Annotated in this window: 13 protein-coding genes; 7 read left to right on the top strand and 6 right to left on the bottom strand. The window is 48.6% G+C overall.

The window, feature by feature from the left end:
* Nucleotides 1-11: 11 nt before the first annotated feature.
* The 4 genes from KTO58_RS08570 to KTO58_RS08555 all read left to right on the top strand — a co-directional run bounded on the left by KTO58_RS08570 (nt 12) and on the right by KTO58_RS08555 (nt 2,993).
* A complete protein-coding gene (locus KTO58_RS08570; protein WP_095839771.1) occupies nt 12-875 on the top strand; it encodes an SDR family oxidoreductase in 864 nt (287 codons plus the stop codon).
* A 5-nt stretch (nt 876-880) separates the two neighbouring features.
* Nucleotides 881-1,810, top strand: a complete 930-nt coding sequence (locus KTO58_RS08565; protein ID WP_095839772.1) for a helix-turn-helix domain-containing protein — start codon at nt 881-883, stop codon at nt 1,808-1,810.
* Nucleotides 1,811-1,841: 31 nt separating this feature from the next.
* A complete protein-coding gene (locus tag KTO58_RS08560; RefSeq protein WP_095839773.1) occupies nt 1,842-2,201 on the top strand; it encodes a VOC family protein in 360 nt (119 codons plus the stop codon).
* Nucleotides 2,202-2,267: 66 nt separating this feature from the next.
* Nucleotides 2,268-2,993 carry a hypothetical protein gene (locus tag KTO58_RS08555; RefSeq protein ID WP_095839774.1) on the top strand — a complete coding sequence of 242 codons (726 nt, stop codon included), beginning with the start codon at nt 2,268-2,270 and terminating at the stop codon, nt 2,991-2,993.
* 429 nt (nt 2,994-3,422) lie between these two features.
* Here KTO58_RS08555 and KTO58_RS08550 read toward each other — a convergent pair whose 3' ends face one another.
* From KTO58_RS08550 to KTO58_RS08530, 5 genes are all read right to left on the bottom strand, one after another.
* Nucleotides 3,423-4,208, bottom strand: coding sequence for a porin family protein (locus KTO58_RS08550; protein ID WP_095839775.1), 786 nt, complete (start codon nt 4,206-4,208; stop codon nt 3,423-3,425).
* A 157-nt stretch (nt 4,209-4,365) separates the two neighbouring features.
* Entirely contained in the window at nt 4,366-5,370 is a 1,005-nt protein-coding gene (locus KTO58_RS08545) for a glycosyl hydrolase family 18 protein (RefSeq protein ID WP_095839776.1), read from the bottom strand.
* 548 nt (nt 5,371-5,918) lie between these two features.
* Complete coding sequence (locus tag KTO58_RS08540; RefSeq protein ID WP_095839777.1) at nt 5,919-7,352, bottom strand: TolC family protein; 1,434 nt, start codon at nt 7,350-7,352, stop codon at nt 5,919-5,921.
* Nucleotides 7,353-7,361: 9 nt separating this feature from the next.
* Nucleotides 7,362-8,720, bottom strand: a complete 1,359-nt coding sequence (locus tag KTO58_RS08535; protein ID WP_095839778.1) for an HlyD family secretion protein — start codon at nt 8,718-8,720, stop codon at nt 7,362-7,364.
* The gene (locus KTO58_RS08530; RefSeq protein ID WP_095839779.1) at nt 8,710-9,711 is read right to left on the bottom strand and encodes an ABC transporter transmembrane domain-containing protein; all 1,002 of its coding nucleotides are present in this window, start codon (nt 9,709-9,711) and stop codon (nt 8,710-8,712) included. The genes KTO58_RS08535 and KTO58_RS08530 overlap by 11 nt, the downstream gene beginning before the upstream one ends.
* A gap of 1,122 nt (nt 9,712-10,833) precedes the next feature.
* On the opposite strand from KTO58_RS08530, the gene KTO58_RS08525 reads away from it, so the two are divergent.
* The 3 genes from KTO58_RS08525 to KTO58_RS08515 all read left to right on the top strand — a co-directional run bounded on the left by KTO58_RS08525 (nt 10,834) and on the right by KTO58_RS08515 (nt 13,534).
* Complete coding sequence (locus KTO58_RS08525; protein ID WP_095839781.1) at nt 10,834-11,049, top strand: class I lanthipeptide; 216 nt, start codon at nt 10,834-10,836, stop codon at nt 11,047-11,049.
* A gap of 177 nt (nt 11,050-11,226) precedes the next feature.
* Nucleotides 11,227-12,297, top strand: coding sequence for an NAD(P)-dependent alcohol dehydrogenase (locus tag KTO58_RS08520; RefSeq protein WP_095839782.1), 1,071 nt, complete (start codon nt 11,227-11,229; stop codon nt 12,295-12,297).
* Nucleotides 12,298-12,535: 238 nt separating this feature from the next.
* A complete protein-coding gene (locus tag KTO58_RS08515) occupies nt 12,536-13,534 on the top strand; it encodes a hypothetical protein (protein WP_095839783.1) in 999 nt (332 codons plus the stop codon).
* Between the two features lie 34 nt (nt 13,535-13,568).
* Here KTO58_RS08515 and KTO58_RS08510 read toward each other — a convergent pair whose 3' ends face one another.
* Complete coding sequence (locus KTO58_RS08510; RefSeq protein WP_095839784.1) at nt 13,569-15,230, bottom strand: thiol-activated cytolysin family protein; 1,662 nt, start codon at nt 15,228-15,230, stop codon at nt 13,569-13,571.
* Nucleotides 15,231-15,268: the final 38 nt, after the last annotated feature.

The raw sequence follows: 15,268 nt of genomic DNA, 5'->3' as shown, positions 1-15,268 counted from the left end.
AATCATTGAACATGAAAATCGTACTTACCGGCTCTCTCGGGCATATCAGTAAACCGCTCACAGAAATACTCGTACAGCAAGGACACCAGGTCACCCTCATCAGCACGGATCCTGATAAACAAGCGCAGATACAGGCAATGGGTGCCCAGTCCGCTATCGGCAGCATCAGCGACCTGCCCTTCCTCATACAGACCTTTACCGGGGCAGATGTCGTGTATTGCATGAACCCGCTAGACTTCACAACGAGGGCCATCGATGCCTGGGACAGGAATATGGACCATTACGTAGAGGCCATTCGCCAATCCGGCGTAAAACGCGCCATCGTACTCTCCGGATGGATAGCCCACCTGCTGAGCTCCGTGCAGCCGGAGAAGAAATTTGAGGCGCTTAAAGGAGTCTCCGTTACCTTTGTACGACCAGGGCCGTTCTACAGTAATTTCTATCACATGAAAGAGATGATCCGCCAGCAGGGCATGATCGTTTCCAATTATGGTGGAACAGACAGGATCGCCTTCGTAGCACCCGAAGACATCGCCGCCGCTATCGCAGCAGAGATGAACACTCCTGCCACTCCCGGGGCTAAACCGCTGTACGTGGTCAGCGAAGAAATGACCTGTACACAGGCCGCCGGCATAATAGGAGCAGCTATCGGCATACCAGACCTCCAATGGATAATACTCCCCGGAGACCAGGTACAACAAGTGCTCGAAGCAAACGGCATATCCCCCGAAGCTGCCGGACTACTGGTAGAAATGCAGGAAATGATGCACAACGGTAAAGCACAAAAAGACTACGACCAGCACACACCGGTAACAGGCAAACGGAAACTGCAGGACTTCGCCAGGGAATACGCCACCTGGTATCACCAAAACTAAATATCATGGCTGGAAATCTGCCCCTGAAAATAAAAGGTATCAGCGAGCTGTTGCGACTGCGAGGATTACCCGATACCAAACATCCGCTTATCAGCATACTCAATACTGAAGCGCTCAAGAGACAATCGGGCAACACCGGCATCGTAGTAACGACGGATTTCTATTTCATCGGCATGGGCAACTCCGCACAGTCCTGCCTGAGAATGAAATATGGACAAGAGGAATATGATTTCGACAAAGGGATCATGAACTTTATCGCCCCTGGCAGGGTATTTAGTTTTAATGCCGGCCAGGCAGAGGATGTAAATGTGTTCGGATGGTTGCTGCTGCTCCATCCGGACTTCCTCTGGAACCATCCCCTGGCAGCCAAGATGAAACAATACGAGTTCTTCGATTATTCGACTAATGAAGCCTTGTTTCTCTCCGATAGCGAGACACAGACCATCGGCGGTTTGTTCAGCAACATCCAGCAGGAATATCTTACCAACATCGACACCTTTAGCCAGGATATCATCCTCTCCCTCATCGAATCTTTACTGGGATATGCCGCCCGCTTTTACCAGCGGCAGTTCATTACCCGTAAGATCACCCACCACGGTATCGTCAGCCAGCTGGATGCCTTGCTCGAAAAAGCTTTTACACCCGAAGTACTGGAAGAAAAAGGTATCCCTACGGTAAAAGAGATATCCAGCCAGCTGAATATCTCTCCCAACTACCTGAGCGGCCTGCTCAAAACACTCACAGGCAACAGTACACAGCAACACATACAAGAGAAGATCATAGAAAAGGCGAAAGAAAGATTGATCGTGACAGACCTCTCCGTCAACGAAATCGCTTTCGAACTGGGTTTTGAATATCCGCAGTCTTTTTCTAAATTGTTCCGGACAAAAACGAACCTCTCACCGCTGGAGTTCAGAAAAGCAGGCAGGTTCTGATCCGACAACCATTCACCCAAAACCTCCCGTCATGACACCTGAATGTGCAGCCACCATCTTCTCCGTCAGCGACCTGGCAGCTTCGCTGAAGTATTACGTAGATACCCTGGGATTCGCCATCGACTTTGAGTATGGCGCCATCGCTGGTTTGTACTATGGGAATGTCTTACTGCAACTGTCCGGCCCCGATCATGCCGGCAACAGGAAAGCAACCGGCGAAGGTCATATGTACGTCTTCTGTGATGAAGTAGACCAGTATTTCCAAGACATTGTTGCCAAAGGCGCCCTCGCCATCGTCGCACCGGCCGACCGGGAGTATGGTATGCGGGATTTTGCCATCCGCGATGCAGATGGGAATATCCTCGCATTTGGTAAAGCTAACCATAGCTGATATAGCACCCGCCTCCCCTTTGGCGCCCTCCCTTTTTTCCCGTAACTTCAGGGAAACCTATATTCAATGGCAAAGCAACCCCGCGCATTTCCATTCACCGGCAGGTGTGGTAATTTGATCGGTTACCGCCGTAACGGCCATTATTTTCTCCGTACCCGCCCCGACACCGTCCGCCAGACACCCGCTACCCGCCGGGCAGCCAAAGAGTTCGGCATCGCCAGCAGCAAGGGTAAACTGATCCGCCGTGCACTCAGCAGCCACCTGGATACCCGCTATGATGGCACGTTGATCAACCGGTTGAATAAAATACTGATCACCGCCGGCAAAAACCTTTCACCACTCACCGGCTTCCGCTTCAACAAACAGGCAGGCACAGAAAGATACCTGCACCTATCGCTTACCGCCAATAACAGCGAAGTGTGCCTCACCCCTCATACAACCGCCCTCCTGGAGATCAAACTGATCGCTACCCGTATCTGTTTTGCTACCGGTAAAGTCATCACTTCCCGGGCACTCATTACCGCCATGGCCGGGCAAAGCATCCGGATGGACGCTACCCTGCCGGGTAAAGGCACCCTGATACTCACACTACAGGTACATGCCCTCTCCCACGGCAACCACAACAAAAACATCGTGGCAGATATCATCGCCATACAGCCGCCGGCACCGCCGTCTCCTAAAAAGCGTTTTAAGCACCCTAAAAAGATGTCTCCTGCGTTATTCATCACCTGGCCCCGCCAGCTACCTGAAATGCCGGCATTCCGCCATTATAAGCCACCGCTGCACGAATAGCACCTCCCATTTGTCCCCGTTCAAAAAATAAATATAGTACGCAAGTCAGGCAGCATGCCTGCGGCACTCCCATGCCATCCCGGCTTCCAATCACGGGCAAAAACAGGAGCATTCCCCTTCCCATCTCCTCCAGGTACCCCCAAATCACGCCGATCTCCCTGTCCAACCAGGTGTAATACCCCAAAACTTACAAGTCCACCTCACGAACACCTCTCCCCTAATTCCCCTATAGTGACCGTATATCACAACCGGCCCCAAACAAAACATCCCATGGCAAAGCGCAGAACGATATGCTACCTTAATAGCACATTCGCCTAAACGACCACTAACAGCACAAATACATTACGTTGCGCTTGTACAAAAATGCTAAAACAAAACACCTCCGGACCAGTATAACTGACCGGAGGTGTCTGAACCTACTAACAACTATTACTTACAGATACGGAAAGAATACCCGGCCACTACCACCGCAGCACCGGTATTGTTCTTACCATTGATGTCATTTTCCTGAATATTGATGAATCCATAGTTGCCACCGCCTTCGATGAACACACTGCTACGCGCCCATCTGTAGGCCACACCTACATGCCCGTCTATACCGGCATTGAACGGACGGATCTCATTTTTGATATCCACCGTACGATCAAAGGATTGTGGCGGCAACACCTGCCCGCCCGGCAACGGGAGCGGCTGCGTATGTGCATCGTCCAGGTAAATAGTACTGGTGCCCTCCGTTACATTCTTGGCACTCAGACGCAGGCTCACAAAAGGTCCTGCCGCTACATACAGCCCCCAATGCTCACCGAGCCGGAAGTTATACTTCGCCAGTATCGGCAACATCAGGTAGTTGATCTTTGCCTCACTTTTGTAATCAGCGTAAAAATACTTAGGCACCATCTCCGGCGGCACACCTTGCGTAAGCGCTGCCGGTGGCGTAAATGCTTGTTTGCCATTCTTTTTACCGCCCTGCTGCGAATAACGCAACTCCGGCTGTATAGAGAACTGTTTGGTCAGATGAAATTCAGCATGTATGGCTATATCCAGTCCCGACCGGGAACCATAGCCGCTGTTAATAGGATTGTCCGATTTACCACCGGTCAGATTGGGAATGCTGATACCAGCCTTAACTCCCAGATCTACCTGGGCCTTCACGATGGATTGTTGGACAAAAAGTAAACTTGCACTGCATGCCGCAATGCGCAGGATGTTTTTCATAAGGATAATTATGCGGATTAATTAACATTGTGGTGGCTTCCGATAGCTAAAGCTACAACTTCATAACCATATAACAAAAATTCGTTATTCTTAAAAAGGAAAAGGGCAGCTGGTTATTAACCAGCTACCCTCTAATTATACACAAAGAATAGAACTATTATGGGATCACATAGGTCTCAGGTCCCTTCTCTATAGTAGCACGATCCCAGGGAGCATTACAACCGCTGGGCACCGTCACAGTAGCACTGGTACCATAAAAACCCTTCGCCACCTGCGACATTCCATTGGTAGAACCACTGGTCACATTAAATAACATCACACCGGCATAACCGTTGTTCTTCGCTTTGGTAGCATCCGTCTGGATAGAACTGCTGCTCGCCTGGCGGGAGAAGAACAGCTTGTTCTTCGCAATGCTGCTCAGGTAGTTGTCAGGATTTACATTGTAGTCAGGCAATGCATAGTCAATCATATCGGCAAACTTACGGCCGTCGGCAAACTTATACGCCAATACGGAAGAAGGGCTTACCTTATCGGAAAACAGGTAATGCCCGATAATGATATTGGGCAACAGCTTACGGATCGCATCTATCGCTTTCGGCGTAGACTCCACCGTAGCTGATGAAGCATCAGAATATTCATCATCGATCTCAATACCATCCAGTCCATAAGTCTCTATGGTTTTCTTCACACTCTTGGCAAAGTAATCCATTTCCGCCTGGTTCTTAAAGCTACTCCAACCACTACCATCATGGTTATTCAACAAAGATAGCGTTACCTTGATACCTTTGTTCTTCAGGTCCTGTACATAAGTCGTCTTCGTCAACAGGTAGGTTACCTGGGCATTCAGCTTCACCACCGGATTTTTAGCCCCGGTCGAAGGATTTGTATAATAGTTGATATTACCGGCAAAGATCACCGCAGTATTTACCACGGGCTTGCCATTACTGAGCGTAAAACAACCTGCATTCTTCAATGCATTGTCATTTACCTCTACATACGCAATACAATGCGGAGTAGGCGTGATCGCTTCTGTGGAGACATTACGGTCGCCTTCACTCAATCCGCCCTGATCCGGCTTTAGGTTGTTGTTTTTTGAACAGGACACACCTGCTAACATAGCTGCTATAGCCAGCAGCAATAAACGTGGATGCTTGTTTTGCATAAGTAGAATTTTAGCGTAAATAAAGGTTCATTGGAAATAAGAGGTCACACAACCAACCCGTAGGTCTGTTATGGGTTACACAAGTGATGCCGGCATTAGTAAAAAGATACGCGTTTTTTCTTTTTTCACCCTCAGTCATCTTATTTTTTTTCTGAAAAAAAACGAAAAAGTAACGGCGCCTCCAAAATGAACGGTCGATAACACATACTATCGCATCCGTAAAGAGGGCATAGCAACACACCTACCCTACTGTAACTCAATTTAAAACTAAAAGCCACTGCATTTATTCATCATCCTGCCTCTCCATTCCGGCAGCAGTAAATATAGGAACAAAGAATACATACCCTCATAGACGTCTGGTCGTTAAAATAAAAGGGGCTGTCTCAACAGTAATGTTTATCCGATTTTATTCGGATACCTGATGGAGAGAATTTCCATATATAGAATTCTCAAGTCCCTCAGATTACTTTTGAAACAGTCCCTTACGACAATTTGCCGGTGCACATAGCAAACAATGCCGCTCAAAATGACACGATAAACAGTATCGCTTATAATCGCGTCCCTGCCTTGTAATAAAGCTCCGCTAATGCCTTCTGATAACTGATCACCAGGTTCTCCCGTTTGATCTGCATGTCAATAAGTTTACTCTCTCTGCTGTTGATCAGGAAAAGCGTGGTCTCGCCCAGGTTGAACTTCTGCACCTCTCCGCGTAGCAAGACTTCCTGGTCCGCAATATTTTTGACCTGCAGCCGTATCTGTTCGCTATATGCCGTGAGGTCGTTATATTTCATGGTCACATCGTTGCGGATATTTCTATCCGTGATCAGCTGATCATACCGTAACTGCTCCTGTTTGATCCTCACCTCCTTGAGCTTACCTCGCTCCGCTCGTAAAAATATCGGAAAAACGAAGTCTACGCCTACCTTATAATTACTCCAATTAAAGTCATAAGCCGCAGGGATAAACTCGTTGAAACGGTTGCGACTAGAGATCAGCGTTCCGGTCACATTCAGCTTGGGCTTTAACATTTCCTTCCGGTAACGCTCTTCTATCAGCAGTTGCTGCCCTTTGCTCTCCAGCTTTAACAACTCCGGATGGATTTGTGGTACCTGGTCCAACAGCTTCTCCAGTACTTTCTTTTCGGGGAGCAATTTAGCGTGATCCACCGTATCAGGAATAGCATTACCGGGAAGCTCCACCGGCAGCTGGCGTTCATTCCACAAATGATTGGACAACAACAAACGCATGTTCTGCAGCGTGATTTCATATTTCGCCAATTCCATCTTCCGCTCCTGGATAGTGATCGCGGCCTCTACCGAATCAATGGCAGGTTTGTCACCCAACAACACTTGTTCCCGTATTGCCTGAAATCGGGTTTGAGCAAGGTCCACCCCTTCATATAACAAACGATACTGCCGGTATGCATAATACCAGTTCCAATAGTCCGATATCGCCTGGAGCCATATAGTATTGATCTGTTTGATCTGCTCCGCTTCTGCATAGTTAAGCATGGCTTTAGCTTGCCATAGTGTGTTCCGACGGTTGTCAATAAAAAAGCCTTGCCCCAGCGGAATACTGAGCCCGACAGCAGACAGGCCCGCATCATTTGTCACTGTTTTTGGATTGGCATAGGCGCCCACATTCCGGTCGTAAGCCACTTTCAGATCAGCGCCTGCCAGCCACAACGGCACCTTCAACTCACTATTCCACTCATTATAATAGTTGGTATTGCCAAAATGTTTGTTTTGAAAGGCAGCGTAAATCGTAGGATCGAATTTACCGAGTGCCTGCGCTACCTGCGCCCTTGCCGCCGCCCCCAAAAGCTGCGTCTGTTTAACGACAGGATGATGTGCCATCAGCAAGTCCTCCAGATCCTCCGTGGTGAACACAGTAGCAGCAGTAGCTGGCTGATACACCTGCGCAAAGGTGATCGACCCTGCCAGCAATTGGCAAGCGATGAATAAAAAGTAAAATCTGATCATGGTAGTCCCTTATTTTGATGTTTCCCCTTTGGGTTCTTGTTTCAGACTTGGCGGGAAGCCATTCAACTGCCGCCATATCTCATACCACAGGGGTACCGCTTCTAATATAACCCGGCCATACACCCCCGAGCCTAACCGTAGTTGCTGCGGCCAGGTCTCGTCCCCCTCCGGAACAGGTTCCGTAGGACGTATTAACAAGCGATATTGGCCGTTGGGACTACTTACTTTATCGATAACGGTTACCTTCCCTGCAAAGGTACCTACCGCCACCGATGGCCAGCCGGAGAACTGAACAGAAGGCCAGCCCTCAAATTGCAGCCTGGCATTGCTTTCATTCAGGATCAGCGGTACATCCATAGCATTTACATAGATCTCCGCAGCTAATGCAGGATTATAAGGCTGCAGCGTAGCGATGGATTCCCCTTCCTTAATATTTTCGCCAATACCTGCTTTAAATGTCTTCACGATATAACCATCCTGGGGAGCCCTCACCACATATAATTTCCGACGAATATCGATGTTCGTCATTTCGTTCCGCAGCTTGGCAATGTCACCCTGGACAGAAGCCTTGGACGAAAGCGCTGATCCCAGGTCCGATTGCGCCTTCGCCAACGATTCACTGTACTTTGCCCGTATATTGTCCAGCTCAATAGTAGCATTCACCAATGTCTGTCTCGAATTGATCAGTTTATTTTCGGCACTGACCACCTTCGCCTGATCGTTCTGCAGGTTGAGTCTTCTCGTTTCGATATCCGTCAGGGAGAATAAGCCGTCTTTATAGCCTTGTTCATAACGGTCTAACCGCGCCACGCTGGTCGCGTAAAAGCTCCGTACGGCAAGCAGGTCAGCACTGTCGGTCTTGACCAGATTATGCGCCTGCACCACCTTATTTTGCGCCGCCTGGAGTTGGTATCGTAGCCCATTATGCAATGCACTGATCTGTGCATGTGTCGCTTCCATTTTCTGGTCCGCAGCATCTTCGCTGTTACGTTTGGCCACAAGCTGCTCCTGCAAACGTAAAGGCAGCTCCGGATCAAAGTAGGATTGAGACGTTTCAGACAGCACCATGATCGTATCTCCTCGATGCACTTCATCTCCTTCCCGGACCGCCCAGCGTTCAATACGTCCTCCGATCTGGTTCTGCACCGTTTGTGGCCGGTCTTCTGGCCGGAGCGCCGTTACAACACCTCTCCCGGGAATCGTCTGCCGCCAGGGCAGAAATAAAATGATGATAAAAACAGCAGCAGCAATAAGCAGCAACCGCCCCAGGTAGATTAAACCCTGTTGCTTTAATAACTTTTCGCGTCCCACCTGGGAAAGATCGTCCCAACGGACTACTTCTGTTGAATGATGTTTGTTAGTCGCCATATGCCGTTACGCCCTCCTCCAGCGCTAAATCCGTTACCGCACCTAACTTGACACTACCTGTCAGCATATCAAAAATGGTATTCAGGTTGGTCAGTAGTTTTTCAATCGCATAGCCGATCTGTACAATCACCACTTCAGCAGCTACAAACTGCCCGAACGTCATTTGCCGTTCCATCACGAAGTAAGATCCCAGCAATAGCATCGCTCCGAACAACAGGGTCCGGATAGCGACAGCACTTAGGAAAAACCGCTTAAGTACACTGAAGTGATGGTTTCTGGCAGATAAATATTTACCGCTCATCCGATCCGTATTCATAATGATCTCCTGCATCTTCTCCTGGTTATCCCGATACGTTTCAATGTTAGCTGCCACATTTTCCAAATAAGCCACCGTAGCATATTTGTGCTCCGACTCTTCAATACTGGTATTGAGACCGCGCTTGTAATACACCGCTAATATGACAGCTACCGCAATCATAACGACCAGGCCAAATGTCAGGAACACCGGATGGTAAAAGGAAAGGAGTACCACACTAAAAGAAACCGTCATGATCGCCGAAACAATATCCGTCAGCAATTTGATGATCCCTTTTTGGATAATTACCACATCAAAGAAACGATTGACCAATTCAACCAGGTTAGCCCCCTGTAGTTCGGTTCGCTTGATCCGCGGCAACCGGTAAGCAAATTCAAGCGCCGATTTCAAAAATATCTTTTGCTCAAGATATTCCACCAGCGTTAACTGACCGATCAATAAAAGACCGGCTACGATCACCCCTATTATCACGAATGTAACCAGCAGGTAAGTGGAGCTGTACATCGCCCCGTTGCTGAGTAAATTAAAGGTGGCGGTAATTCCCAATGGAATTGTCAAACTGATCGCGCCAATAACAATGGCATAGATAAAGATATAATTGATAGTTTTTCGTTCTGGATGAAGCAGCTTCACCAACCGCCGCAAGGGCGTAGGACTACCTTGTTGATACATCATAAATTAAAGTGTATGGATTATCGAAAATGATATGCGGACAGATCTAGCAGCTACTGCTATGATAGGTGTATCAGGTTGTACTGTTATTGGGAAGCGGCGAAAGTTTACAGCGACGGGTACCTGTGTTAGATCATGCTATTGTCGGGAGGCGGTGATGGGATAGTATCAAAATGGTCGGTAGTATAATTACAACAGTAAGTATTGTGCATAGGTGCTTTATCCTGTTCTGATAAAGACGATATAGTATGTGTATCGGTCAGGAGTAAGCATATCAACTTATCCGTTTCAGTGCTTTCTTCATTTTCATTATCCTCCGTATCCGTCGATATATCGATTTGAACACGGTGTTTTTCCGGAAATAGATGAAATAAAACACCTCCCGTCTTTAGCACCAGCAACATTAAAAGAACGATACTTACAAACGGAACAAATGATCTATTACTATTTCTCAGATAATTCAACACGGCGCAAAAATAACTACAACGATAATGTAGTTTTGTCAATTTATTGTTAAAAACTATATAATAATCCCCTTTCACTAATCACTGTGAGCACATCCATCAAATACACTACACCTCAAAGCAATCGTGGCGTTGACGCCCACATCAGCAAATAAAATGCCGAAACAACGTATCGCCTATATATAACAGCTACGCTTACACAGCCATAGTAGCATCAAATATCTTCATGATCCCTTAGCCACCAAGGTAATCCGTCCTTTGCAAAATATTTTTCCAAGTCCTCAAAATCTTTCCCGTCATTACACGCTGACACATATTCCATCACCTCCTTTTGCCCCGCTTTTCTTAAATAAGCAACATTAGCAGCTACTCCCGCAAAATAAGCCGCTTTAGTAACGCTGTCGCAAAATCCCTGTCTGCATACCTTCTCAGGTGCGTCACTAATGCTTCATTTAATGTTTTGTTGTCTTTGAATTGCTGAATATCTTCCGGTGAGAAAAATTGCGACTGCCAGTACTTCTCAATAAACTGCCGCGATACGATAGGTTAATTTTTATACCAAAAAAACAGGGCGCAAAATAAAAAATGCTACCGTTATTTCTACTCCTTCATTATCTTAGGCAGGTTCACACATTTTTCCACCTATAAAAACACCGGTACTATGAAAAAAGAGCAACATCAAGCCAACCGGAAACTATCCCTCCAAAAAATCATCATCGCACACCTAAGTCCCTCGCAGAGAGCTACGGCTGCAGGCCGCAACGGCTACCGCGAATCCAATGGTAACACTACCGTAGATACCCATTGGCCTACAACAGCGGTAGTAGCTGTCAACGCGTGCACCACCGTCGACACACATTGGCCCACTACCGCCTGATCCTGCCCGGTACCATAACGGTTATTTACCGCCTGCAAATCCGGTAAATAACCGTTATTCCTACAGTTATCACCTCGCAAAGCCCCTGATTATTTGATTTTTACAAGCATTTGTTTCAATTCAATAAGTGCCATTGCATGATTGTACCCGAAATTTGTCTATCCAAACGAATTCCGTATGAGCGCTTCACAAACAATTACATTATCACCTGCAAGGTCCTACGCGGCCGAATCTGCTACCTCTGAACTGGGCCCATTGACTATACAACGTCGTGAACCAGGCCCCCATGATGTAGCTATTGAAATACTTTATTGTGGCGTATGCCACTCCGACCTTCACCAGGCCCGCAACGAATGGCATAATACCGTATATCCCTGCGTACCCGGACATGAGATCGTTGGGCGTGTAACCGCCGTAGGCCAGCATGTTAAAAAGTTCAAAGCCGGTGACCTGGCCGCCATCGGCTGCCTGGTAGACTCCTGCCGTACCTGCGAAGCCTGCCAGGAAGGCCTGGAACAATACTGCCCTTCACCGGTATATACTTACAACGGCCCAGACAAACACACCAACGGCGTTACCTACGGTGGATACTCCGACAGCATCGTCGTAGATGAAGCCTACGTACTCAGTGTTCCAACCAATCTCGACCTCGCTGCCGTAGCGCCCCTCCTCTGCGCCGGCATCACCACCTACTCCCCCCTCAGACACTGGAAAGTAGGCCCCGGACAGAAAGTAGGTATCGTAGGCATCGGTGGCCTCGGCCATATGGGCGTTAAATTCGCCGCCGCCCTAGGCGCACACGTAGTAGTGATCACCACCACCGCATCCAAAGCAGAAGATGCCAAAAGACTGGGCGCACACGAAGTGATCCTCTCCACCGACAAAGAGCAGATGAAACAACATGCCAGAAGCTTCAACTTCATCTTGGATACCGTTTCCGCGCAACACGATATCAATGCCTATCTCAACCTCCTCAAACTGGATGGTAACCTCGTACTGGTAGGCGCTCCCGAGCACCCATTGCCAGTAGGCGCTTTCAGCCTCCTCACCAATAGACGCAGCCTCGCCGGCTCCGGCATCGGTGGCATTAAGGAAACACAGGAAATGCTCGACTTCTGCGCCGAACATAATATCGTAAGCGATATCGAATTGATCAACATACAACAGATCAACGAAGCCTACGAAAGACTCCTGAAAAGCGATGTTAAATATCGCTTTGTGATAGACATGGCGTCTCTTAAACAATAACCAGTTGTAGATAAGCAGATAGCGTTTAAAACGAAAAAAAGCGGCAGCACCAGCTGTCGCTTTTTTAATGTCGTCCGATCGGAGCCCCCTACCACTTTGCATGATCCTATTTGTTTACTCCGGCACAAAATTATCCGGCTGACGTAGGCAACACTTAGACAAAACAACCGACTCATCCGGTATCGCCGGCAAAACAATCCCTGCATAAAAGCTGTTTAGAGTGTAACTTGCATGGCCGATGGCAACACGTATCATTACCCTACTGATCACAGCAGCGACCCTGCTCAGCAGCTGCACTTCCACACAGCATGTATCCAGATCACGCTATGTATCCGGCTATTGCGACCCGCCGCAGACATTCCCGGCAGATCCGCAATTCTCTTACACAGCAGATCCCGCCGTGCTCACAGATACCTTGCTACACCGGCATTACTCACAGAAAGATCTCCTGCTGGCCCATGCTGCCGGCATCACCGGCGCTATACGTACTTTAGACAGCCTGCAGCGCCTCCCCGGATCACCACCACCATTACTACAACTGGCCCTGCAACAACATATACAGCTAAAACTGATGCTGCTGTCCACCCAGATATCCAGCGTCGCCGCCGAACTGGATTGCGAAGGCGAAAGGGCCGACCAGATGGCCACCTACCTCTCCGCTCGTGTAGCCCGGCGCACCAACCTGCTCACCATCTCCTCCATTGCAGTAGGTGCCATAGCCGGCATCTTCACCGCGGCCTCCAACAACGACCAGGCCAATAAGGTAGTAGGTATCAGCGGTGGCGCCATCAGCGCAGGACTAGGCGTCATGGCCCTCTTCTCCTCCCGCAAAGTCACCTTCCAACATCCCCGCAACCTCCTCCGCGATATATGGCTGCAGTCCCCAGTCGCACAAAACTATCCACAGGCCGTCTGGTTCATCCTCAACGAAAAACATTTCAGCAACAGCCAGGACTTCTCCATCAGCCACAATATCCGCCAGCGCTGGATCACCTTCGGCTATGTAAAAGATGGCGCCCCCGATACCGGTGTGCCCTTCTTCGGACCTGGTGGCCGCTACAACGAAGACGATCTCCGCACCCGCGCCAATATGCTCAACGAACTGCAATCCTCCGTAAAATTGATCAGCCAGGACCTGCAAATACTACTGCTCAAAATATCCCATACCACCAACGTCACCCGCTCAAATAGCAAAGGCCCCCGGCCACCTGTCCGGCAGCCGGGAGCCTCCTCCTGATCACTATTCGTTTTAATGTGGTGGTCTAATCGATCTAACGGATCGTTACTTCCGGTGCAATGATATATCCCGCTCCGGGCAACAGCTTATACGTATGCTTACGCGTCACCAACGTACTACCGGGATACTGGTTGTTGAACGACTCTACCTCCGAAGACAGGAACAACTCGTTCGATAAAAGGATATAGTTACCCTTCAACTCATTCTTCCGTAGCTCGTTAAATGGATAAGTATAGGAATAGCCTTCCGGACTACGTACATAATATTCGGATCGCTCTACGTTAAACCCAACGAAATTGCGCGCCGCAACCGGTTGCGTACAGGCCGAATTACTATAGAAACCAATCCGCAAATCACCCACCCGGGCTGTCTTACTCCAGCTGGTCTGTCCCTCCCCTATCTCATCAGCAGGGTCATTATATACTGGCGGCAGGAACCTTACATTGCGGTATTCAAAACGGGCATATACCTTGTCTATACTACCATAGTTAATTTCAAACTTCGCCTTATAAGCCGCATGATCGCTCAGATATCGCAGACTAAAGGTAATAGGTACCCCCGGTGCATCCGCTGAAAAGGTCTGCCCACCACCCAGGTAGCTCTTGAAGTGCTCAAAACCATTGATAGTAGCCACCGCCTGACTGCCGTTGCCGCCCACCAGGTACACCTTGATATCTGCACTGTTGATGACGTTCAGCTCTTCCTGCGTCAACGTATTACTGCCGTTGATGCCAATGATGTTAAAGGCTTTCTTGAAAGCCGTGTTCAACTTGTCAAAACTATAGTTCGACTCTACCGCAATAATGCCCAGCCGTCCATAGGTTACAGAACTCACATACAAAGGGGAATACTGCCCCAACGCCGCCACATCCGCAGCATCCAACAGTTGACCCGCTTTTGGAATATCCATATCCACCGTAAAGTTCTTCTGGATAAACTTTGCCATCAGCCCAGTCTGACGGGCGATCTTTTTCACATCCCGCGTACCGCCCGTACTCTTGTTAAAAAAGATCGCGTTCGTATTGACACCGGTTGCAAAGAACTCTTTTAGCTCATCATAAAAACTGAACTCTTTTATATTGAGGTTATACTTGGAAAAACCGCCGTTAGGCACCGAACCGCCCAACAGGATGTTGTTCACCAGCCTGTCCGTAGCCGTACGGGAGGGTAGCGGAATAGTACCTGCCACTGCGCTGGGCTGTGCCGGCAACGATACAGATACCGTTATAGGCTTCGGCGTATAATTACCGATCACCGGGTTGAATTCAAAGGTCTCTACCGACTTGCCGTTGATCAGCGCACCGGGATAGATCTGGTCCGCATAATCATCATATACCGCATGCTCGTTAGATTCGAAGAAGATGGAATAAGACGAAGTAGCTCCATCCAGGTCAAACACTTTGTCGCGTACCGGGTTCACATAACCAATCGAACCCGGACGACCAGGAAAATCCGGATCACCGGACAACTTCTGCTGATCCAAGGCCTGGCGTACACCAATAGGGTCCATAGAGGCATATGGGGCATTTTTTACCTGTATCCGGATCATTTGCTCCGGGTACTTCGGCATCTTGGAAAAAGCAGATAATACATTACCCGACACGGGGAGTTGGGTCAACTCCTGCTCTTTTTTCTGGCAAGCCGCCAGCAACAGACAACTCATGCCTGTTAACAGGATCATGGAATAGATTTTCATAAGTAATAGCGTTTTTCAGTTTGGGTGAATAGTGATCA

The sequence above is a fragment of the Chitinophaga pendula genome, assembly GCF_020386615.1.
GTDB lineage: Bacteria > Bacteroidota > Bacteroidia > Chitinophagales > Chitinophagaceae > Chitinophaga > Chitinophaga pendula.
Note: the sequence above shows the minus strand (reverse complement) of the source record. Positions and strands in the feature narration are given on the sequence as shown.